Genomic DNA, 19941 nt, shown 5'->3' with positions numbered 1-19941 from the left:
GCTATTGGGAGACAGTGAGCGTCAACGTCGAGAAACGGATCGACGGTCCCGGCTCCGACGACCACGTCGAGGCCGCGTGGGACCTGAAAGAACGCATCCGCCGCGAGGAGGGTGTGTTGAAACAGCGACGCGGCTTCTTCCGGGACGCCTACCGCCGATCCGAGACCCACCTGCTGTTCGTCGACGACCGACTGGTCGCCTTCGCCTCGGTCCGCCGGGACGGCTACATCCTCTTTCTGGCGGTCGCCCCCGAGTTCCGTGGCGACGGCTACGGCCAGCGACTCGTCGCCGAGGTCGCCGACGACCACCGGTCCGTCTCCTGTCACGCGCGTACGACGAACGAGTCGGCGCTCGGCTTCTACCAGTATCTCGGCTTCGACATCAAACGCCGGATCGACAACTACTACGAGGACGGCGGCGACGCCTACTACCTCAAACTCGGCGAGTCCGGCGGTATCCGGAACCGCCTCTCCGAACTCCTGCGTCGCTGACGCCCGCGTTCGTCGCGACGGTGACTCACGTTCTCGTCGCTCTCACGACCGCTCGGCGAGTTCGATGGCCTCCAGTCCCAACTGCGCCACGTCGCCGTCGAGGTCGGCCCGCCGGAGGTCGTCTGCGTCGTACCAGTCCCAGACGGCCGGCGGTTCCTCGTCGTCGCCCGCCGGGTCGATGTCGCGTGTCTCGGCGACGCCGTAGTAGACGTGGTCGATGTGCTGGTGGCCGACCGCCCCGTCACAGACGTTGATGTCTTCGAGCAGGAGATGTCGCGGACGCGGCAGTGGCTCGACGGTCGGCGAGGTGACGCCGGTGTCGTGGTCGGTCACCAGCGTCGGTTCGATGCCGGTCTCCTCGTGGGTCTCCCGGATCGCGGTCTCGTGGGGCAGTTCGTCGCGGTCGACGTGGCCGCCCGGCGGGAGCGTCAGGCCGAGTCGGTCGTGTTCGTGCAGTGCGACCGCGCCGTCGACCACCACGTAGCAGGTTGCGACGAAGTGCCGTGTCGTCTCCATGCACGCCGGTTCGAGGCCGGCGGCTTCGGGCTTGCCATTCGGATCGCCCCGACTCGACGGCCGGCGACACCGGCGGTCGCCATCTCCGTCACTCGACCTCGTAGGACAGCACCACCCCGTCGCCGAGTCGCTCGACGCCGGTCAGCGCCAGTCGGGGGAAGTCGTCGACGAACCCCTCGCCGTCGGCCAGCGTCGGCGCGTCCCGGCCACCGATCACCAGCGACCCGACGTACAGGGTGAGTTCGTCCACGAGGTCGTCGGCGAACAGCGAGAAGATGATCTCGCCGCCACCCTCGACCATCAGGCGATCCACGTCGCCGGTCGACGCCAGTTCCGCGAGTGCAGCAGACAGGTCGACGCGTTCCTCGCCGGCGACGATCACCGCCGCGCCCGCCTCGCGGAGGGCGGCTAGCCGGTCCTCTGCTGCGGTCTCGGCGACGAGGACGTAGGTCGTCGCCTCGTCGTCGAGGATGCGAGCGTCCGGCGGCGTTCTCGCGCGTGAGTCGACGACGACGCGGGCCGGGTTGCCGGAGCGGCCGGCCCGGAGTCGCTGGACCCTCCGGTCCTCCTCGTCGAGCGTGAGGTGGGGATCGTCCGCGAGGACGGTGCCGATACCGACGAGCACCGCGTCTGCGGCGGCCCGGATGCGGTCCACCCGGTCGAAGTCCGCCGACCCGGAGATGGCGATCTGTTCCCGCCGGCGCGAGGAGAGTTTCCCGTCCGCGCTGACGGCGGCGTTGACGACGACGTCCATACCCGTCGGTTCCGACGGAGGGTGCAAAACAGTTCCCCGTCCGGCCGGCCGTCGGGCGACGATTCCCGGACGTGACGGGGAGTACCGGCCGTGGTCGGACGCCCCGGGTCAGTACTCGTGGAAGACGCGATCACACCGGGCACACTCGATGGTGCTGCGCCGGATGAGTCGCTTCCGCTTCATCACCGGCCCGTGACAGTCCGGGCAGACGCCCATCCCCTTGTCGTCGGCCACGCGAACCGACAGGTCGAGGAGGAGGTCCTGTAGTTCGTCGATCTCCGCCTGTTGTTCCTCGATGCGCTCCCGAAGCGCCTCCGTGTCGGTCTCCCCTTCTCTCTCGGCGACTGCGTCCATGTCGAGTGTCGCCTCGTCGGCGTCGTTCTCCGACTCGACCGCCTCTACTTCCAACTCGTCTTCCTGTTCCTCTGTCGTCGTCTCACTGGAGTCTGCCATAGCTGTTGACAGGTGCCGTACCCACATCAATCTCGGGGTCGGAGAAGAAGGATGTACAGCATCCACGTACTTATAAACGAGGGAAGGTGGAGGGTCTCTCTGTCTGGGTTACATTTAATATGCAATAGTCCCACATTGGTTGTGTATGCTGGAGATCATAGCACTGCAAACAGCGGTCGAAGTCGGGGCAGAGCGTGTCTGGCTCGGCTTGGGTACAGTCCTGATGTTACTCGGAACCGTGTACTTCCTCGCCAAGGGATGGGGAGTCGAAGATCCGAGACAGCAGGAGTACTACATCATCACGATCCTCATTCCGGGGATCGCCGCCGCATCGTACCTGTCGATGTTCTTCGGCTTCGGGCTGACCGGGGTCGAACTCACCAACGGAACCGTACTGGAGATCTACTGGGCGCGCTACGCCGACTGGCTGTTCACGACGCCCCTGCTACTGCTCGACATCGCGCTGCTGGCAGGCGCTGACCGCAACACCATCGGTGCCCTGATCGGGCTCGACGCCTTCATGATCATCACCGGTCTCGTCGGCGCGCTGACGAAGGTGCCCACGTTCCGGTACGTCTGGTGGACGATCAGCACCATCGCGCTGATCTTCATCCTGTACTTCCTGTACGTCAACCTCGGCCGCGCGGCCGCAGAGAAGGACGCGGACACCCAGTCCACGTTCAACATACTCAGGAACGTCATCCTCGTGCTGTGGAGCGTCTACCCGGTCCTCTGGCTCGTCGGCACCGAGGGGCTCGGACTCGTCGGCCTGTTCGGCGAGACCCTGCTCTTCATGGTGCTCGACGTGCTGGCGAAGGTCGGATTCGGGTTCATCCTGCTCCGCAGCCGTGCCATCCTCGGTGAGGAACCGTCCGCACCGGAACCGTCGGCGGAAGCCACTGCGGACTGACGCGAGACGCGACAGCCACCGAACGACTCGGCGGTCTTTTTTGTGACGACCCAGATCAGGCGAAGCGTCGTGCGAGAACGACGCCGACGACGGCGATACCACACCCGACTGCGACGTTGGCGAACATCGGGATGTAGTTCCCCTGCACGCCAGCGAGCGCACCGAAGCCGACCCAAACCAGTCCGAACAACGCGTGTGCCGCGATCACCAGTTGCCGTGTCTCCATGACGGGACCCACGGCCGGAGGTCACAAACGCCTACCGAAGCCGGCACGCGTTCGCCCCGCGCCGCGGCCGGAGGACGATAGACCCGTGCCGTCGGCGCTCCGCGACGGACCCCGAACCGTCTCGCTTGCGACACACGACCGACGAACAGATGAGACACCGACACCGACGGGACGACACCACGACATGATTCGAGCCACCGACGACGGCCGAGCGACCACGGGAGTAGCGCCAGCCGACCGCCGACCGCCGACGCGACCGGAGGTGTGCCGTGGCTAATCCGGACACGCCCGGCGAGGACTTCGTCGACCCAGCGCCGCTGAACACGCTCGCGGTCGTCGGCCTGGTGGGGTTCCTCGTCGTCGGCGTCGGGTCGCTGTTCGCGCTCCCGGCGATCCAGTCGCTCACGGGACTGGGCTTCTTCCCGGTGTTCTGGAGCATCGTCGCGCTGAACTTCGTCTGTGCGGTCGGCGTCGGTCTGTCGGTGCTGAATCTGCGTGGCTGAGTCGCGGTTTGTGACGTAAACGCGGTCGACTCGGTCGCAGACACCTCGGTCGGATCGGTCGCAGTGCCGTCGCCGTGGTCTGCGGTCGCAGTACCGTCGCAGTCAAGCCGGTACCGCCGGAGAACACTCGACGAGGCGACCGAGCACACAGACTTACGACCTCTAAAAGCGGAGGGCGACCCCGACCGATCCCGTCCCGACCGCGGCCCGCGTTATCCCTTCTTGAAGCCGAGGAAGAAGCCGGCTGCGAAGCCGCCCGAGATGGACAGCGTCGAGAGGACCGTCTGGACCCACGAGGGCGGCGTGCCGGCGGCCGCCTCCTGTGTGGACTCCACGACACCGGCCGTCAGCTTCTCCCAGTCGACCGTGAGGATGCCGCGCGATTCGAGGAACTTGAACAGGGCGAGTTCGAGGCCGACGATGACCGCCAGAATCTTGGCGATCTTCTTGGCGGCGAAGCCGATGATGCCGCCGATGATGCCACCGCTCCCGGCCTCGATACCGAGTTGGGTGAAGTCGATCTCCATACCTGCCGGTGCGCGCGTGACGCTTAAGACCTTTGTGGCGGTCCGACGTTCTACCCCATCGCCGGCACCCGATTTCGTTCCTCCGCCACCCCGACCACCGGCTTTTTTGCCGAGCACCTAGATGCGGCTGGTATGGACCCCGCCCTCCGCAGACGACTCGACGCGGCACTCGCCCTGCTGGCGGTCATCGCCTTCGCCACGCTCTCGATGGCGTTCTCGCCCGCGACCGCCGTCGCACTCGCACTGGTGACCGGTGTCCTCGGGACCATCGTCTGGGACAACGTCCGGCCCGCTCAGCCAGAGGAGAACCGATAGGTCCTCGACCGAGGAGCGGTCCCGCCGGGAAGCTTCAAGTCCGCCGGACACCTACGCGCGAGTATGCTCCCCGAACGCGAGGTGGACGGTTCCCGTCCCTGAGGTCGTCGGCGTGGACATCAGCGGTCGCCACGAGGAGGCCGGCGAGTACCTGATGGTCGCCGCCGCCGTCCACGCGACGGTCGACTCGACGCGCATCCGTCGCGTCGAGGGGATGGGATTCGCCACGAGTCGCGCCCGGCCGACGCTGGACGCGACACTCGCACTCGCCGCCGAGGCGGTCGACCGACTGCCGACGCCCCCCGAGGGGCCGGTCGTCGCCGAGGACGGGGAGTTCTACGAGGAGCCAGCAGAGATCGTGAGTCTCGAATTCGAACCAGCGTTCAAGTACATCGAGAGCATAGCCGAACGGGAGACAGTGCAGGCCGCACACCACGCCGCGTACGCCGCGAGGGAACTACTGTTATGAGCGACGAGCGAGCCGTCATCGCGAAACGAGTCGACTCGGGCGCGACAGCCGACACGAGCGAGATCACCGACCTCGCCCGCTCTGCGGGCTACGAGGTCGTCGGCGAACTCACCCAGCGCCGGAAAGAGGACGCCGCCTTCCACTTCGGCGAGGGCAAAGTCGAGGAACTCGCCGCGCTGGTCGCCGAGACTGACGCGTCGGTCGTCATCGTCGACAACCGCCTCGGGCCCTACCAGACGTACAACATCGGCGGAAAGCTACCGGAGGGCGTCGAGGTGATCGACCGGTTCACGCTGATCCTCGAGATATTCGGCCAGCGAGCACAGACCCGGAAGGCACAGCTACAGGTCGAACTCGCGGAGCTCCGGTACGAACTCCCGCGTGCCGAGGCGAAAGCCTCGCTCGCCAAGCGCGACGAGCGCCCCGGCTTCATGGGGCTCGGCGAGTACGACGAGTCGCGCGAACGCGACATCAAGGCCCAGATCAGCAACATCACCGACGAACTGGACGCCATCGCCGACAAGGAGGAGACCCGCCGGGAACAGCGCCGGGAGTCGGGCTTCGACCTCGTTGCGCTGGCGGGCTACACGAACGCCGGGAAGTCCACCCTCCTCCGGCAACTCGCAGCCGAGTTGGACGTCGACGAGAACGAGAACCGGCACCCGGACCTCCAGCGGACCGCCGAGTCCGAGGATCGACTGTTCACGACGCTCGGCACCACGACCCGCCGGGCCGAGACCGGCAAACGAAACGTCCTGTTGACGGACACGGTCGGGTTCGTCTCCGACCTCCCGCACTGGTTGGTCGAGTCGTTCCAGTCCACCCTCGATTCGGTGTACCGGGCCGACCTCGTCCTCCTCGTCGTGGACGCCAGCGAGTCGGTCGAGCAGATGCGTGAGAAACTCGTCACCTGTCACGACACGCTCTACCAGCGCAACGAGGCCCCCATCGTCACGGTGCTGAACAAGATCGACCGCGTCGACCCCGAGGAGTTAGCGCGCAAGCAGGACGCCCTGACCGCACTCGCCCCGAATCCGGTGACGGTCTCGGGGCTGACCGGCGAGAACGTCGACGCACTCCGCGACCGCGTCGAGGCGGAACTGCCGGACTGGCGCGAGGAACGCCTCCTGCTCCCGATGACCGACGACACGATGAGTCTGGTCTCGTGGATCCACGACCACGGCCACGTCGAGACCGAGACGTACGACGACGACCACGTGACACTGGCGTTCGAGGCCAGTCCCGCCGTCGTCGAGCAGGCCCGGTCGAAAGCAGAGCGACTGACGACTTCGGCGGGCGAGGAGGCGACCGAAGCGCAGCGCGAGCGATCGGCGCAGACCGACGAACCGGCACAGACCGACGGCGGGCCCTCGGCCTGAGCGACCGTCGACGGCGTCGATTCGTCGGCCACGCGTCCCGTCTGTCGCTCAGTCACCCCTCCCGATGATGCCTGCTCGGCCGAGCGCCAGCAAGAGCAGATAGCCGACGATGCCGACGGCGAACAACAGGACCGGGATCACGAACGGGCCGAACACGTCGATCAGCGCGTCGATCGGGCCGAGACCGAGTGGCACGCCGAGCAGCCAGGGACCGGACCAGAGACCGGGACCGGACCCGAACAGATCGACGACCGAACCGGGCGCGAGACTGAACACGACCGGACCGAGACACCCGACCGCCGTAAAACTCACTCGTCGCGGGTCGCTCGCGCGGCGGTGTCGGTTCCAGCGCGTTCGGCCGGCGCGTCCGACCCGCCGTCGGTCGCCTCCGACGGGACCACCGGTCGCTCGGCACCGTCGCGGTCGCGTCTCTCCGGCAGTCCGCCGCCCGAGACCGACACGTCCCGTTTCGGGAACGGGATCTCGATGCCGGCGCCGTTCAGTCGCTGGTAGATCGCACGGTTCAGTTCGTGCTTCGCCTTCGCCTCCCGCGTGGGGCTGTTGACCCAGCAGAGCAGTTCGTACTCCAGCGCCGAGTCGCCGAAACTCCGGAACCGCATCCGTGGCTTGGGTGTGTCCAGCACGAGCGACTCCTCGGCCGCGATCTCCCCCATCAGTGCCTCGAACTCGTCCAAATCGGTGCCGTAGCCGACGCCGATGGGAACCCTGATTCGCTTCCGGCGCTGTGGCGCGGACTGGTTGATGATCTTCGCGGCGTTGAGCACCGAGTTCGGGACCGTGATGAGCACCTCGTCGCGCGTGAGTAGTGTCGTCGAGCGGATACCGACCTTGACGACGCTCCCCTTCTCGCCGGAGTCGAGTTCGATGAAGTCGCCGATCTTGTAGGTGTCGTCGAAGTAGAGCGCGACCCCGCCGAAGAAGTTGGCGACGGTGTCCTTCGCGGCGAAGCCGACCGCGATGCCCGCCACGCCGGCCGCCCCGAGCAGTGGCGTGATCTCGATGTCGAAGATGGTGAGGACGATGCCGAACGCGCCGACGAGGACGACCAGCGTCCAGATGTTCGAGAAGACCGGCGCGAAGTCGTAGCGCGGGCCCTTGTCTTTCACTGCTTCGACGCCCCGGTTGACGATCTGGTTCAGCGCCCACGCCCACACGAGGACGACGATGGTGGCCGCCGGGCGGTTGAAGAACGCCGACACCTGCGCCTCGGTCAGCGGGAGGGCGGCGACGACGTTCGGGGCCCAGAACTGGAGCAAGAACAGGCCCGCGAGCGCGATAGTGACGACGAGCGGGAGACGGAGTTCCTGCACGAGGATGTTGTCGAACTGCGTGTCGGTCTTCGAGACGTATCGCTTCGCGAGTCGGACGAGCACGAACTCGAAGACGACCGCGCCGGCGAGTGACAACCCGACGACGAGCGTGATCGCCTGCCACGGCGGGAGGGTGTCGAGGAACGTCGTCGCGTCTGCCATACCGTCCTACCTCGCCACCGTCGGGAATAACCGTTTCCCTGCGATGTCGCGTGTCCCCACCGGCGTCTGTCTCCGGCGGGAGGCACTCACCGGCGGTCGTCCACCGAGCGGCGGGACCCATCGACCGAACCGCCAGCAGACGGCCGGGGGCTATTTGCCGGTCGCGTCCACACCTCGGTGCATGTATCGGAAGGGGCACCTCGGCGTCTCGTTGCTCGTCTTCGCACCGATCGGCTTCTGGCTGGTCCGCGCCGGTCACACCGAACTCGCCTTCCTCACCGGCGGCGTGATGTGCTGGCTGGCGATGCTCCCCGACGTGGACCACCGGATTCCCGGCGTTCCGCATCGCGGGCCGACCCACTCGCTGCTCTTCGCCGGTCTCGTCGGACTCGTCTTCGGCGCGGTCGGCACGCTCGTCGGGTCGCAGGTGTCGCTCGGCTACTCGTTCGGTCTCGGCACCTTCGGGTTTCTACTCGGGTTCGTCACCGTGGTCGCCCACCTCGTCGGCGACACGCTCACGCCGGCCGGCGTCAACTACCTCTGGCCGCTCTCCTCGTACGAGTACACCCTGTCGGTCACGCCGGCCGACAGCACCGTGGCGAACTACGCGCTGTTCGGACTGGGCGTCTTCGCGGTCGCGGCCGCGACGGTCGTCGCGTTCCGGATCCCGGTGTGACCATGCGTGCCGCTATCCTCCACGAGTACGGCGAACCGCTCGCGATCGAAGACGTGCCGGCACCGGACCCTGCTCGGGACGGGGCAGTCGTCCGCGTCGACGCCTGCGGCGTCTGTCGGTCTGACTGGCACGCCTGGCAGGGCCACGGGGAGTGGGCCGACGACCGGGTGTCGCCGGGGCAGATTCTCGGGCACGAACCGGCGGGGGAGGTGCTCGCGGTCGGCGAGCAGGTCGAGACGCTCCGGGCAGGCGACCGCGTGGCGGTCCCGTTCAACCTCGGGGACGGCACCTGTCCGCAGTGCCGGACCGGTCACGGCAACGTCTGTTCCGACGGGTTGGCACTCGGCTTCGAGCAGGCGGCACAGGGGGCCTTCGCCGAACAGGTCCACCTGCCGAGCGCCGACTACAACGCAATTCGCCTGCCAGATGGCGTGTCGCCCCGCGACGTGGCCGCACTGGGCTGTCGGTTCATGACCGCCTTCCACGCACTGTCGGCCCGCGCCGACCTCGGGCCGGGTGACTGGCTCGCGGTCCACGGCTGTGGCGGCGTCGGCCTCTCGGCGGTCCAGATCGGTGACGCCCTCGGCGCTCGCGTCGTCGCGGTCGACATCGCCGACGGGAAACTGGCCCGCGCCCGCGACCTCGGCGCTGAGGTGGTCGTCGACGCCAGCGCGGTCGCCGGGGACGCGACGCCCGGCGACCCAGCGGCGGGTGTCCCGGCCGCCGTCCGCGCCGAGACGGACGGCGGGGCCCACGTCTCGGTGGACGCGCTGGGCGTCGCGGAGACCTGCCGGAACTCGGTCGCCTCTCTCCGCCGCCGGGGCCAGCACGTCCAACTCGGGTTGACGACCGACGCGGAACGCGGGGAGATCGCGCTCCCGGTCGACCGGATCGCCATGCAGTCCGTCGACGTCCTCGGTTCGCGCGGGATGCCGCCGACGCGGGCCGACGATCTCCTGCGGTTCGTCGGTCGGTCGGACGTCGACCCCGGCGCACTGGTGAGCCGAGAGGTCGCGCTGTCGGACGTCTCAGATCGACTCGCCGCGATGACCGACTACGGGACCGACGGTGTCGAGGTCGTGACCGACTTCGAGAACTGACGGACGGTCCCGGACGAGTCCGGCCCCATCTTCTCGGTCGGTGACGACGTAGGGAGACCGTGTCCGAACCCACGACCCGGCGGTATCCGGTTGGCTCGGGGTTGCTCGCGGGCGTCCTACTCGGCGGACTGCTGGGGCTCGTCGCGTGGTGGCTCTCGGGCCGCGTCGTCTTCGGACTCCTGTTGACGGTCGCGGTCAGGACGGCACTCGGTGTCACGTTCGAACGCTCGCTGCCGACCCGCCCGCAGACCCCGACAGAACGCCTGGTAGTTCTCTTGGCGTTGCTGGCGGGGCTGCTCGTCTTCCTGTCGGTCCTCGTCGGCGTGGGACTGCTGGACTGACGCCGCCGGAGCCGGACCGAGATTTTTGTAGTATCGGGACGTATCTCGGGTCGTATGTCGACAGAGAGCCTGCTGTCGTGCGACACCTGCGGGTTCGAGGCACCGGTCGGCAGCGACGAGTGGGAGCGCGTCGCGCTCTCGTCGAGTCGAACCGTGACGCGGTGTCCGGAGTGTGGGAGTACGAACGTCCACAACCGAGGGTAGTCGGGGGTTCCCCGTGAGTCGTCGGGGGTGCGACGCGAGACGGGAAGGCACAAGACCGCGACGCCACAACCACGGGCCATGAGCGGAAAGCTGACGCCCGACGACCTCGCCCGGTACGTCTTCGCGCGGACCGGCGCGCCGGACGACCGGGTGCGCGTCGGTCCCTCGTTCGGCGAGGACGCGGCGGCCATCGACCTCGACGCGGGGACGCTGGTCGTCTCCACCGACCCCATATCGCTGGCGGCCGACCGCATCGGGACGCTGGCGATGAACGTCGCCGCGAACGACGTGGCCGCCTCGGGTGGCGTCCCGTCGTTCGTCACGTCGACGATTCTCCTCCCCGACCTCGATCCCGACCTCGTCGAGTCGATCACCGACCAACTGGACCGCGAAGGGAAGCGACTCGGTGTCGCTATCGTCGGCGGCCATACCGAGAGCGTGCCGGCGCTGGAGCGGCCACTGCTCTCCTTGACCTGCATGGGACCGGCCGACCGCTACGTCCCGACCGGCGGAGCCGAGGTCGGCGACAGCGTCCTCCTGACGAAGGGGGCCGGTATCGAGGCGACGGCGGTGCTGGCGACCGACTTCCGCGACCGGATCGAGCAGGCCGGCACGACCGATCCGACCGTCTTCGAGCGTGCCGAGTCGTTCTTCGGCGACCTGAGCGTGATGCCCGAGTCGGCCGTGCTGTCGCCGGTCGCCGCCGCGATGCACGACCCGACCGAGGGCGGTGTCGTCGCCGGACTCGTCGAACTCGCCCGCGCCTCGGAGGTCGTCCTCGACGTAGAGCGCGACGCGGTCCCGATCCGGGAGGAGACGCGCCTGCTGTGTGACGCGGTCGGCGTCGACCCACTCCGGGTGCTCGGCTCCGGTGCGCTCGCCGTGACCGTGCCTGCCGAGGAGACCGACGCGGCACTCACTGCGCTGGACGACGACGGAATCGAGGCGAGCGAGATCGGTCGCGTGCGGGACCCGGCAAGCGTGGCCGACCCCGAGACCGAAGCTGACACAGACAGCGCCGGCCTCCTGCTGGACGAGGCGTTCGTCACCGAGGTTCCGCGCGACGAGATGTACCGACTCTGGGAGTGATCGACCGACGTCGAGTGTCGCGAACGTGTCGCCGGCGTCGGACGTCTCCCGTCACTCCTCGTCGGACGTGTCCCGTGGGTCGCCCCACCGGTCGTCGGCGTCGACCGGCGCGACCGCGTGGTCGATCTCGTGCTCGTCGTACTCGACGTCCGACAGCACCATGTTCAGTCGTTGCCAGCGCGCACTCAACTCGTCTTCGCCCTCCGGGCCGACGCGGGCACCGAACGTCTTGAAGAAGCGTTCCCCGCGATCCTGTCGGGCACCCTCGCCGGTGTGCTGGTCGAAGATCACGTCGTACTCGCCGCCGGGGTTGAGGTCGCCGACCGGGAAGTCGACGGCAGGATCGTCACCCGTCTCGCGTGCCTCGGCGCGGGCGGCCGCCGCGTTGCGGAAGAACTCGTCGGCGTTCGCCGCCTCCCGCGAGGAGGTCGCCCGCGCACAGGTCAAGGCGGCGTGGATCGCACAGAGTCGACCCTTCCAGGAGGCCGGTTCCCAGCGGTCGGTCGCCAGCGTCTCGTAGCGTTCCACGAGGAGGGCGACCTGCTGGCCGGCACGGAGGTCCTCGACGACGTAGAGGTGGAGGCGGTCCCAGAGGTTCCACGCGTAGCCCGACCGGGCGAGCTCCCACGCGGCCCACGCCGCGACCGCCTCGTCGGAGCGTCTCACGGCCTTCTGGAGCAGACTGGAGACGGCGTACCGGTTGTAGCCGCCGTCGGTCTCGTCGTCGTCCTTCGGTTCGCCCCAGTCGGTGGTCCCCTCGCGCGCCTCCGGCGGCGTCTCGGTGTCGAGACTCCCGTCGGACCCGAAGGTCGCCTGTCGTTCCTCGGCCATGTCTCGGGCCGACGCGGGCGTCCGACAAGTGTGGTCCGGTCCCGCGTCGTCGGCCAGCAGGACTCCAGCCAAGCTTCGTCGGCTTGCAGTCTTCCGGTCTGCCGCCTCTCTGCGAGCACCGACCGCCGGGAACCTGTCCGGCAAGACTTAATCGGCCGGGCGGTCGACTGCGGTGACAGTGCTACTCTCGACGTGGTCGCGAGGTGGCGATCCGTGACCGGACTTCCGATCGGTCGGTGGGACCGCGAGAGTGCCGCCTACCGGCAGTTCCACGAGTACGCGCGCGACCGAGACGACGACGTCGCCCCTGTCCGGACAGCGTGGCTCTCGTTCCTCCGAGCGGCCCACGGTGACGCGCTGGCCGCCAACGACGTGGATCCGACGACGCTGTTTCTCGACTGCTGTTACCACGAGTTCGTCGTCGGTCGCCTGCTGTCGGTCGCCGCCGAGACGCTCGGTGTCGACCTCGGGGACGCCGACAGCGCCGAGGGAGGCGACCTCGGCGACCGCCTCGCGGACCTCGCCGACCGACTCGGTCGAGAGTCCGGAGTCGCCTCGGTCGTCGGGCCGGAGATCGACGGCGAGACTCTGCTTGACACCGGGGTCGCAGACCTCAGACGACTGTACGAGGCTGTCGTCCCGCGCGAGAGTCGACTGGCACTCGGCGAGTACCACACCCCGCCCGGCGTCGCCGAACTCGCGGTGTCGGCACTGACCGGGTCGGGCGCAGGCGGTGCTGACGCACGGACCGGCGCGGACGTCGTTGCCGACGACTGGTTGGCCGACGCGACCGTCCTCGATCCGGGGTGTGGCTCCGGTGTCTTTCTCGCGGTCACGCTCGACCGCAAACGCCGACTGCTCGCCGAGCGTGGCGTCCCCCCCGCAGAACAGCTTCGGCGACTCACCGACACGGTGCTCGGCATCGATCTGAACCCCATCGCCGTGACGAGCGCCCGACTCGCCTACCTGCTCGCGCTCGCCCCGGTACTCCAGCAGGTGGACGAGCCGGAACTCACGCTCCCGGTCGCGGTCGGTGACGTGGTCGGGTTGACGGACGCGGACCCCTCGTTCCCGAACGCGCCGACTGTCCCGACGGTCGACGCGCTGGTCGGCAACCCGCCGTGGCTGACGTGGGATCGGTTGCCGGACGACGTGCAGACTCGCTGGCGAAGCGAGGTCGTCGAGCCACTCGACCTGTTCCCCCGCGAGGGGCAACACGCGCTCCTCGGGCACGGGAACGACGACCTGGGCGTGGCGTTCGTCTTCGCCTGTCTGGACCGGTATCTGGACGCGGAGGCCGGACACGACGCCCGCGCCAGTTTCGTGCTCAAGCGCGACCTGTTGACCGGGTCGGCGGGGAAGGCGTTCCGGTCGCTCCGGGTCGGCGACCGTGACCTCCGACTGACGAGTGTCCACGACTTCGCCGGGCTCTCGCCGTTCGGTCGACAGGTCAGAGCCGACGCGGCGGTGTACGCGCTGTGCTTCGCCGACGGTGACGCCGGAAGTGGCGAGACTGCCGACGACACGCCGGCGGCCGCCTCGCTCCCGGTGCCGACGACCGCGTGGTCGACGGCGACAGAGACGGGCGAGAGCGCCGAGACTGCCGAGGCAGACCCGCGGTTCGACTCGCTGTCGGCACTCCGGTCGTCGCTCACGCGGACCGACACTGACCTCGTCGCGGTCGATCCCACGGCACCGACCGGGGCGTGGGTCCGGGCGGATGCGGAGCGTGCCGCCCTGGGCGAGTGCGCACACACCATCCGGCACGGGGTGAAGGACGACGCGAAGGCGGTGTACGCGCTGGACCGCGAGCAACTGGCCGGCCTCGAGTCCGAGCACGTCTTCCCGTACCTCAAGTCGCGTCACGTCGTCAAGTTCGGCCTGTTCGGCCACGACCTGCAACTCGTTCCCCTTCGCAGCATCGGGCAGGACAACGAGGCCACACTGCGAGAGCAGTGCCCCCGGACCTACGACTACCTCGCGGCCAACCGGGAGCGATTGGAGTCGCGGGCGTCCTCGTGGCTGGATCGCGGGCCGTTCTACACGCTCTTCGGCCTCGGCGACTACACGTGGGCCGACTACAAGGTCGTCTGGTGTCGGCTGGGGTTCAAGCCCCACTTCGCGGTCGTCTCGACGCGCGAGGACCCCGATCTGGGCGAGAAGCCGGTGGTGCCGGGCGACCACTGCATGTTCGTCGCCACCGACGACGAGCGCGAGGCACACCTGCTGTGTGCCCTGCTGAACTCCGCACCCTACCAGCGCACCATCCGGAGTATCGCCTCGAACGGGAAGTCGAGTCTCTCGAAGTCGGTGGTCTCGGAGCTTCGACTGCCGGAGTGGGAGGGAACCGCGATACAGGCGGAGTTGGCCGAGTTGTCGATGGCGGCTCACGACATCGTACCTGGACACGTCGACCAGAGCAAGCGGTCGTACAACGCGGCGACGATTCCGGAGTTGGAGGCCGTGCAGTCGGACATCGACTCGGTGGTCTCGACGTGGTTGGTGGAGCACTGATCGCCTGCCCGGTTGCCCCTCGCCGCGCGTTATGCGCGACTTACGCCGGGGGTAGGCGACCGATAGCTAACACCTCGTAGCCCGACGAGACCGTCATGCAACCGAACGTCGTCGTGATCGTCGCCGACGCGCTCCGAGCCGACCGTGTCGGCACGCGTGGCTTGACGCCGAACCTCGACGCGCTCGCCTCGCGGTCGGCGACCTTCACCGAGGCCTTCAGCACGACGAACGTGACCGACGTGGCGGTGACGAGCATCCAGACCGGCCGTTACCCTCTCTCACACGGCGTCGTCAACCACGGCTTCCGGATCACCGACGAGGAGAAGGCGGCCGTCGAGACGACCGGCCAACTCCCCGAACTCCTCTCCGACGCCGGCTACCGAACCGGGAAGTTCGGCCGCCCGCTCGGTCGCTGGCACCGGAACGGGTTCGATCACTACCCTGTCACGGGCGAACGTGAGACGGCCTTCGACGAGTCCGACGAGACGAAGTACAGTGATATCGGCACGCGCCTCGACGCCATCCACCCCACGCTCCGTGATCTCGGGTCGACCGCGTACCAGCGTGTTCTCGAACCGACGCGTGAACGCCTGTTCGGTGCCCGAAACGACGTCGGCGACGACTACTTCGACGACACTCCCGACGAGGTCGTCCGAGACTTCGACGCGTTCGTCGGGGAGTCGGGCCCGTGCTACGCCTTCGTCCACCTGATGGACACCCACGTCCCCTACGCCGTCGATCCGAACCTCGTCCGGGAGTATCTGGACCGATACGACTACGAAGTAGAGCGACTCCACGGGGTCGCCGAACACGTCCCGACGCACTTTCACGACCTCGTGACCAGCGGCGCGTTTCCGGAGGTTCGAGAGCGCTACTACTTCGGTGACGATCAGCCGTCTTCGGCGGTCGTCAGCGCACACTACGACGCGGCCGTGACCGAGGTGGACCGCCGCATCGGCGCGCTGATCGACGTGCTCGACGCCCGTGACCAGTTCGAGAACACGCTGCTGGTCGTGCTCTCGGACCACGGCGAGTCACTGACCGAACACGGCATCTACTACGATCACCACGGCCTCTACGACGTGTCGACCCGCATCCCGTTCGTCGTCAACCCGCCGAATTACTCGGGCACGCCGGCGACGTTCGACGACCTCGTCCAACTCACCGACGTCGCACCGACCGTGCTCGACTACCTCGATCTCGATCCCGTCCCGGAGATGGACGGCCTGTCCCTGCGGCCGACACTCGACGCCGGCGAACCCCTCGACAGGTCGGTCGTCCTCGCCGAGGAGGCACACACACAAAGACGGCGGATGCTCCGGACGCGCGAGGAGAAACTGATCTACCTCGTCGAAGGGGACACCGTCTGCCGGTACTGCGGTGTCCAGCACGCCCCGGCGACGGAACTGTACGATCTCCGGACCGATCGCGAGGAACGACACAATCTGGCGAGCGAGCGCCCAGAGCGCGTCACAGACCTCCGAGCGCAGGCCGAGGAGATGGCGACTGTCCTCGCCGAGCGCCGGGGTGAGACGAGCGAGGAGACGGTCGAGTACGACGACGAGGCCGAGATTCACGACCGTCTCGAGGCACTCGGCTACCGGTAAGGTCCCCGGGGTCGCGTATCACGGTGACCGACGCGACCGTCGCGACCGAGGTGGTCGGATCACGGACTCGCTGACTCTCTCACTCCACGAGTTGGCGAAACCGGCAAACGGGTAGCGTTCGACCACGACGTATGGTCGCGTTCGGTCGTACCGATCTCCTCTCGGTCGCCCTCGTCGCCGGTACTCTCGTCGTCGGTCTGGTACTCCTCCCGACGCTGCCGCCGACCGTCGCGGTCCACTTCTCCGCCAGTGGAACGCCGGACAACTACGTGCCGCGTCTCGTCGGCGTGGTGTCGGTGCCGGCCATCATGGTCGGTGTCTTGGGCGTCCTGAAAGTCGCCGAGCGCGTCGACACGCCGAACGACCCCCGGACGATGCCGACCGTGACCGTCGCCACGATGGGACTGCTCGCCGGAGCCCACCTGCTCGTGCTCGGCTGGAACCTCGGCTACGCGGTCCCGATGTCGGTCGTGGTCGGCGGTGCGGTGTTGTGGTCGCTGGCCCTCGCGGCCTACGTCGTCGTCCGCGAGACGACAGCGATCTGAGCCGAGAGCGAGCCCAGACAGCGCGGTCAGTCGATCACGAGTCGGGTCTTGTCGGCCACGGCGTCGGCCTCCGCGAAGTCGCCGCCGCCGAGCAGTCCGCGGGCGGCCTTCTTCCCCCACTCGACCGCCGGTTGCGTGAACGTCGAGACGTTCGCCAGTTCGCCGTACAGCACGCAGGCGGCCTCCATCGCGTACAGCAGTTCGCCGATACCCTGGGCGTCCACGCGGTCCACCTCGATCCGGACGTTCGGGACACCCGCCGCCGCGAGACTCGCCTCGGTCGCCTCGAACTCCGCGTCAAGCAGGTCGCCGAGCGACGACCCGCCGAGGTACGACAGGCCCTCCAGATCGGTCTCGGGAATCCCGTGATCGTCGCGCTCGCGGGGCCGGAGCAACGTCACCTGTTTGTCGTGGGGGCCGGCGCGGTACAGTTGCAGTTGGGAGTGCTGGTCGGTCGCGCCGAGCGCACGGGCCGGCGTCTGCCCGAGTCCGTCCTTCCCGAGACTCTCGGCCCACAGTTGCGCGAACCACTCCGCGAAGTACTCCAGCGACTCGGTGTAGGGCACGAACGCGTTGACCGACGCCCCGCGCTGGGTGAGTGCGTAACTCGTCGCGCCGTAGGCGTACGCCGGCGACTCGAACAGCGACCCCGAGAGCCGATCCGCCTCGGCCCGCGCGCCCGCCACGATCGCGTCCAGATCGGCACCCTGCAACGCCGGCACCGCGAGACCGACCGTCGAGAGCGCCGAGAAGCGTCCCGGCACACCGTCTGGCACGTCGAGTGCGGGCAGGTCGTGCTGGTCGGCCAGTTCCCTGAGGTTGCCGGACTCGCCGGTCGTGACGAGTGTCCGGTCGGCCCAGTCCACGCCGGCGTCGGCCATCGCCTCGCGGACGACGAGGAAGTTCGCCAGCGTCTCGGCGGTCGTGCCGGACCGGGAGACGACGTTGACGACCGTCTCCGAGAGGGGGAGCGACTCGAGGAGGCTGGTCGTCGCCTCGGGGTCCACGTTGTCGAGGTAGTACGTCTCGGCGTCACCGCCGACGACTGCGTCGATCGTCGCAGAGCCGAGCGCCGACCCGCCGATGCCGACCGTGACGATCGCTTCGGGATCGTCGAACCGCGAGACGGCCTGTCGGATAGCGTCCGTATCGACCGTCTCCGGGAGGTTCAGACTCGCGTAGCCGTGTTCCGCGTCCGCGCGTCCCGTCTCGATGCGCTCGTGGGCGACCGCCACGTCGTCGTCCAGTCGCTCCAGGCCGTCACGCGAGACGCCGGGGGTCGCCGACAGCACGTTGCCGATGTCTACTTGCATACGCGCCACCCCGCAGGGCAGGCGTAAATCGGTTGTCGTCGTTCGGACGCCAGCAGGAGAGCTACTGTCACACAACGCGAACTTATCTCCTCGGCGCGCGATAGCCGAGCTATGAACCGTCGCTCGTTCCTCGGAGCTACCGCGCTGGCCGGCGCGTCCCTCCTCGCTGGCTGCTCGGCCGACTTCGGCACGCCCACACCTCGGCCAGCCCCCCGATTCGGCTACTCGGTCTACAACGCCGACACGAGCAGACGAACCGTCCTGTTGACGCTCCGGGGGGGGGCGACAGACGACTCGCCCGGGACCGCCTCCGGCGAGTCCGAACCGGTCGACCCCGACGTGGACTTCGACACCGACCTGCCGCTGATCGACCGCTGGGAGTTCCCGCTGGACCCCGGTGTCCAGATCGGCTTCGGCGACTACGAGGTCGAACCGGGTCGGTACCTCCTCCAGGTGGACTACGACGACGACAGTCGGAGCCAGTCGCCGTGGGTGACGGCCAACTGTCCGGTCCTGCGCGTCCGGGAGACGATCGACTCGCCGACACACATCACGACGCACGTCACCTGCAGCGACGAGTGATCCGGAGGCGTGGTGTCTGTTCGCTGTCTCGGCTCGCCCGAAGCTTCAAGCGACGATGCTGCCTGCCTCCGACATGGAACTCGATCACGTGACGGTCGCCGGCCGTGACCTCGATGCGCTCCAGCGAGCCTTCGCCGCCGCCGGACTCCCGCCCACTGCCGGCGGGGACCACGACAACGGCGTCACGCACATGGCGACCGTCCCGTTTCTGGACGGCGTCTACCTTGAACTGATCGCATCGCGTGACCTCGACCGCACCGCGCCGTGGTGGGACGCCGCCATCCGACACGACGCCGGGCCGTCCGCGTGGGCGATCCGCTCCGACGACATCGACGCCGACGTGGCGCGACTCCGCGACCGGGGACTCGCTGTCACAGACCCGGAGACGTTCAGCCGCGTGCGGCCCGACGGCGTGGAACTCTCGTGGGACCTCGCGGTCGTCGGCAGCGACGAGCCGGATCGGTCGGCACCGGGGGGTCTCTGTCCGTTCCTCGTCAGCGACCACACCCCACGCGAGGCGCGCGTCGGCGACCCACTCGACCCCGACTCGGCCGGCGTTCCCGCGACCGGAGTCGCGGAGGTCGTCGTCGGCGTCGCCGACCTCGACGAGGCGGTCACCACGCTCCGCGAGGGGTTCGACCTCGGCGCGCCGCAGGTCGACGACGACCCGACGTTCGGCCGGGTCGCGCAGTTCCCCGACGCCCCGGTCTCGGTCGCGTCGGGTCCCGACTGGATCGCCCAACGGTGTGACCGGTTCGGTCCGATCCCGTGTGCCTACCTGCTGGAGGCGACCGGTTCACACGAGGCGACCGGCGCACCGGTGAACGGTTCGCCCACTCCGGACGACAGTACAGAACGGTCGTGGTTCGGTCGGCGCAGTCGTCCGGTTTCGGGCCTCCCCGAGTCGGTGCGACTGTTCACTGTAAGGTGACCCTTACCGAACCCCTAACAGGTCGTTCAGTCGTTACGCCGAGCTTTAAAAACGGATTGTATCGATAGCGTGTCTTTATATCGGTCGGTGTCATATCACTTCTCGACACCATGTCGGGGACGGGACAGCGCGGCGAACGTTCGAACTGGGGACAAAAAGATGAGCAATCAAC

At 68.2% G+C, this 19941-nt stretch carries 25 protein-coding genes; 16 read left to right on the top strand and 9 right to left on the bottom strand.

Features of this window, described 5'->3' with window-relative positions:
• Positions 1–14 precede the first annotated feature (14 nt).
• On the top strand, positions 15–491 hold the full coding sequence (locus LI337_RS05600) for a GNAT family N-acetyltransferase (protein WP_227228770.1): 477 nt from the start codon (positions 15–17) through the stop codon (positions 489–491).
• A 42-nt stretch (positions 492–533) separates the two neighbouring features.
• Here LI337_RS05600 and LI337_RS05595 read toward each other — a convergent pair whose 3' ends face one another.
• From LI337_RS05595 to LI337_RS05585, 3 genes are all read right to left on the bottom strand, one after another.
• Positions 534–1007 (bottom strand): NUDIX domain-containing protein, encoded by a 474-nt coding sequence (locus LI337_RS05595; protein WP_227228769.1) that lies wholly within the window; start codon positions 1005–1007, stop codon positions 534–536.
• An 88-nt stretch (positions 1008–1095) separates the two neighbouring features.
• Complete coding sequence (locus LI337_RS05590; RefSeq protein ID WP_227228768.1) at positions 1096–1761, bottom strand: 2,5-diamino-6-(ribosylamino)-4(3H)-pyrimidinone 5'-phosphate reductase; 666 nt, start codon at positions 1759–1761, stop codon at positions 1096–1098.
• A 108-nt stretch (positions 1762–1869) separates the two neighbouring features.
• On the bottom strand, positions 1870–2214 hold the full coding sequence (locus tag LI337_RS05585; protein ID WP_227228767.1) for a hypothetical protein: 345 nt from the start codon (positions 2212–2214) through the stop codon (positions 1870–1872).
• Positions 2215–2359: 145 nt separating this feature from the next.
• On the opposite strand from LI337_RS05585, the gene LI337_RS05580 reads away from it, so the two are divergent.
• A complete protein-coding gene (locus LI337_RS05580; RefSeq protein WP_227228766.1) occupies positions 2360–3124 on the top strand; it encodes a bacteriorhodopsin in 765 nt (254 codons plus the stop codon).
• A 55-nt stretch (positions 3125–3179) separates the two neighbouring features.
• Here the strand turns inward: LI337_RS05580 and LI337_RS05575 are convergent, their stop codons facing one another.
• Complete coding sequence (locus LI337_RS05575) at positions 3180–3350, bottom strand: hypothetical protein (RefSeq protein ID WP_227228764.1); 171 nt, start codon at positions 3348–3350, stop codon at positions 3180–3182.
• A 269-nt stretch (positions 3351–3619) separates the two neighbouring features.
• Here LI337_RS05575 and LI337_RS05570 point away from each other — a divergent pair, with 269 nt between their 5' ends.
• Positions 3620–3853 carry a hypothetical protein gene (locus tag LI337_RS05570; RefSeq protein ID WP_227228763.1) on the top strand — a complete coding sequence of 78 codons (234 nt, stop codon included), beginning with the start codon at positions 3620–3622 and terminating at the stop codon, positions 3851–3853.
• 212 nt (positions 3854–4065) lie between these two features.
• On the opposite strand, the gene LI337_RS05565 is transcribed toward LI337_RS05570, so the two are convergent.
• On the bottom strand, positions 4066–4380 hold the full coding sequence (locus tag LI337_RS05565; protein ID WP_227228762.1) for an FUN14 domain-containing protein: 315 nt from the start codon (positions 4378–4380) through the stop codon (positions 4066–4068).
• A 132-nt stretch (positions 4381–4512) separates the two neighbouring features.
• On the opposite strand from LI337_RS05565, the gene LI337_RS05560 reads away from it, so the two are divergent.
• The 3 genes from LI337_RS05560 (at position 4513) to hflX (ending at position 6543) form a co-directional block, all read left to right on the top strand.
• Positions 4513–4695: a hypothetical protein gene (locus LI337_RS05560; RefSeq protein WP_227228761.1), complete on the top strand. Its 183-nt coding sequence runs from the start codon at positions 4513–4515 to the stop codon at positions 4693–4695.
• Between the two features lie 112 nt (positions 4696–4807).
• Positions 4808–5164 carry a DUF2209 family protein gene (locus tag LI337_RS05555; RefSeq protein WP_227228760.1) on the top strand — a complete coding sequence of 119 codons (357 nt, stop codon included), beginning with the start codon at positions 4808–4810 and terminating at the stop codon, positions 5162–5164.
• The gene (gene hflX / locus LI337_RS05550) at positions 5161–6543 is read left to right on the top strand and encodes a GTPase HflX (protein WP_227228758.1); all 1383 of its coding nucleotides are present in this window, start codon (positions 5161–5163) and stop codon (positions 6541–6543) included. Before LI337_RS05555 ends, hflX begins: the two co-directional genes overlap by 4 nt.
• A 48-nt stretch (positions 6544–6591) precedes the next feature.
• Here hflX and LI337_RS05545 read toward each other — a convergent pair whose 3' ends face one another.
• A complete protein-coding gene (locus LI337_RS05545) occupies positions 6592–6819 on the bottom strand; it encodes a hypothetical protein (RefSeq protein WP_227228757.1) in 228 nt (75 codons plus the stop codon).
• 32 nt (positions 6820–6851) lie between these two features.
• Positions 6852–8036, bottom strand: a complete 1185-nt coding sequence (locus LI337_RS05540; protein ID WP_227228756.1) for a mechanosensitive ion channel family protein — start codon at positions 8034–8036, stop codon at positions 6852–6854.
• A 181-nt stretch (positions 8037–8217) separates the two neighbouring features.
• Between LI337_RS05540 and LI337_RS05535 the strand changes: the two genes are divergently transcribed.
• The 5 genes from LI337_RS05535 to LI337_RS05515 all read left to right on the top strand — a co-directional run bounded on the left by LI337_RS05535 (position 8218) and on the right by LI337_RS05515 (position 11446).
• Positions 8218–8712 (top strand): metal-dependent hydrolase, encoded by a 495-nt coding sequence (locus tag LI337_RS05535; RefSeq protein ID WP_227228755.1) that lies wholly within the window; start codon positions 8218–8220, stop codon positions 8710–8712.
• Positions 8713–8714: 2 nt separating this feature from the next.
• Positions 8715–9812, top strand: coding sequence for a zinc-dependent alcohol dehydrogenase family protein (locus LI337_RS05530; RefSeq protein WP_227228753.1), 1098 nt, complete (start codon positions 8715–8717; stop codon positions 9810–9812).
• 59 nt (positions 9813–9871) lie between these two features.
• On the top strand, positions 9872–10153 hold the full coding sequence (locus tag LI337_RS05525; RefSeq protein ID WP_227228752.1) for a hypothetical protein: 282 nt from the start codon (positions 9872–9874) through the stop codon (positions 10151–10153).
• A gap of 54 nt (positions 10154–10207) precedes the next feature.
• Positions 10208–10357 (top strand): DUF8106 domain-containing protein, encoded by a 150-nt coding sequence (locus tag LI337_RS05520; protein WP_227228750.1) that lies wholly within the window; start codon positions 10208–10210, stop codon positions 10355–10357.
• A 78-nt stretch (positions 10358–10435) separates the two neighbouring features.
• A complete protein-coding gene (locus LI337_RS05515) occupies positions 10436–11446 on the top strand; it encodes an AIR synthase family protein (protein ID WP_227228749.1) in 1011 nt (336 codons plus the stop codon).
• A 51-nt stretch (positions 11447–11497) separates the two neighbouring features.
• Here LI337_RS05515 and LI337_RS05510 read toward each other — a convergent pair whose 3' ends face one another.
• Entirely contained in the window at positions 11498–12277 is a 780-nt protein-coding gene (locus tag LI337_RS05510) for a hypothetical protein (RefSeq protein ID WP_227228748.1), read from the bottom strand.
• Positions 12278–12490: 213 nt separating this feature from the next.
• Between LI337_RS05510 and LI337_RS05505 the strand changes: the two genes are divergently transcribed.
• The 3 genes from LI337_RS05505 (at position 12491) to LI337_RS05495 (ending at position 16943) form a co-directional block, all read left to right on the top strand.
• Positions 12491–14791 (top strand): hypothetical protein, encoded by a 2301-nt coding sequence (locus LI337_RS05505; RefSeq protein ID WP_227228747.1) that lies wholly within the window; start codon positions 12491–12493, stop codon positions 14789–14791.
• Positions 14792–14886: 95 nt separating this feature from the next.
• Positions 14887–16398 carry a sulfatase family protein gene (locus LI337_RS05500; protein ID WP_227228746.1) on the top strand — a complete coding sequence of 504 codons (1512 nt, stop codon included), beginning with the start codon at positions 14887–14889 and terminating at the stop codon, positions 16396–16398.
• Positions 16399–16529: 131 nt separating this feature from the next.
• On the top strand, positions 16530–16943 hold the full coding sequence (locus tag LI337_RS05495) for a DUF1648 domain-containing protein (protein ID WP_227228744.1): 414 nt from the start codon (positions 16530–16532) through the stop codon (positions 16941–16943).
• Between the two features lie 26 nt (positions 16944–16969).
• On the opposite strand, the gene LI337_RS05490 is transcribed toward LI337_RS05495, so the two are convergent.
• Positions 16970–18256: a glucose-6-phosphate isomerase gene (locus LI337_RS05490; RefSeq protein ID WP_227228743.1), complete on the bottom strand. Its 1287-nt coding sequence runs from the start codon at positions 18254–18256 to the stop codon at positions 16970–16972.
• 111 nt (positions 18257–18367) lie between these two features.
• Between LI337_RS05490 and LI337_RS05485 the strand changes: the two genes are divergently transcribed.
• Positions 18368–18838, top strand: a complete 471-nt coding sequence (locus tag LI337_RS05485; protein WP_227228742.1) for a twin-arginine translocation signal domain-containing protein — start codon at positions 18368–18370, stop codon at positions 18836–18838.
• Between the two features lie 73 nt (positions 18839–18911).
• On the top strand, positions 18912–19769 hold the full coding sequence (locus LI337_RS05480) for a VOC family protein (protein ID WP_227228741.1): 858 nt from the start codon (positions 18912–18914) through the stop codon (positions 19767–19769).
• The last annotated feature ends 172 nt before the right edge of the window (positions 19770–19941 follow it).

It is taken from the genome of Salinirubrum litoreum (assembly GCF_020567425.1).
Lineage (GTDB): Archaea > Halobacteriota > Halobacteria > Halobacteriales > Haloferacaceae > Salinirubrum > Salinirubrum litoreum.
Note: the sequence above shows the minus strand (reverse complement) of the source record. Positions and strands in the feature narration are given on the sequence as shown.

Bases quoted from the DNA above. Each gene is read 5' to 3' on its own strand.
- LI337_RS05535 (WP_227228755.1), top strand. From the start codon at position 8,218: ATGTATCGGAAGGGGCACCTCGGCGTCTCGTTGCTCGTCTTCGCACCG.
- LI337_RS05510 (WP_227228748.1), bottom strand. From the start codon at position 12,277: ATGGCCGAGGAACGACAGGCGACCTTCGGGTCCGACGGGAGTCTCGAC.
- LI337_RS05575 (WP_227228764.1), bottom strand. From the start codon at position 3,350: ATGGAGACACGGCAACTGGTGATCGCGGCACACGCGTTGTTCGGACTG.
- LI337_RS05590 (WP_227228768.1), bottom strand. From the start codon at position 1,761: ATGGACGTCGTCGTCAACGCCGCCGTCAGCGCGGACGGGAAACTCTCC.
- LI337_RS05595 (WP_227228769.1), bottom strand. From the start codon at position 1,007: ATGGAGACGACACGGCACTTCGTCGCAACCTGCTACGTGGTGGTCGAC.
- LI337_RS05585 (WP_227228767.1), bottom strand. From the start codon at position 2,214: ATGGCAGACTCCAGTGAGACGACGACAGAGGAACAGGAAGACGAGTTG.
- LI337_RS05495 (WP_227228744.1), top strand. From the start codon at position 16,530: ATGGTCGCGTTCGGTCGTACCGATCTCCTCTCGGTCGCCCTCGTCGCC.
- hflX (WP_227228758.1), top strand. From the start codon at position 5,161: ATGAGCGACGAGCGAGCCGTCATCGCGAAACGAGTCGACTCGGGCGCG.
- LI337_RS05485 (WP_227228742.1), top strand. From the start codon at position 18,368: ATGAACCGTCGCTCGTTCCTCGGAGCTACCGCGCTGGCCGGCGCGTCC.
- LI337_RS05560 (WP_227228761.1), top strand. From the start codon at position 4,513: ATGGACCCCGCCCTCCGCAGACGACTCGACGCGGCACTCGCCCTGCTG.
- LI337_RS05530 (WP_227228753.1), top strand. From the start codon at position 8,715: ATGCGTGCCGCTATCCTCCACGAGTACGGCGAACCGCTCGCGATCGAA.
- LI337_RS05565 (WP_227228762.1), bottom strand. From the start codon at position 4,380: ATGGAGATCGACTTCACCCAACTCGGTATCGAGGCCGGGAGCGGTGGC.
- LI337_RS05520 (WP_227228750.1), top strand. From the start codon at position 10,208: ATGTCGACAGAGAGCCTGCTGTCGTGCGACACCTGCGGGTTCGAGGCA.
- LI337_RS05540 (WP_227228756.1), bottom strand. From the start codon at position 8,036: ATGGCAGACGCGACGACGTTCCTCGACACCCTCCCGCCGTGGCAGGCG.
- LI337_RS05515 (WP_227228749.1), top strand. From the start codon at position 10,436: ATGAGCGGAAAGCTGACGCCCGACGACCTCGCCCGGTACGTCTTCGCG.
- LI337_RS05480 (WP_227228741.1), top strand. From the start codon at position 18,912: ATGGAACTCGATCACGTGACGGTCGCCGGCCGTGACCTCGATGCGCTC.
- LI337_RS05500 (WP_227228746.1), top strand. From the start codon at position 14,887: ATGCAACCGAACGTCGTCGTGATCGTCGCCGACGCGCTCCGAGCCGAC.
- LI337_RS05580 (WP_227228766.1), top strand. From the start codon at position 2,360: ATGCTGGAGATCATAGCACTGCAAACAGCGGTCGAAGTCGGGGCAGAG.
- LI337_RS05490 (WP_227228743.1), bottom strand. From the start codon at position 18,256: ATGCAAGTAGACATCGGCAACGTGCTGTCGGCGACCCCCGGCGTCTCG.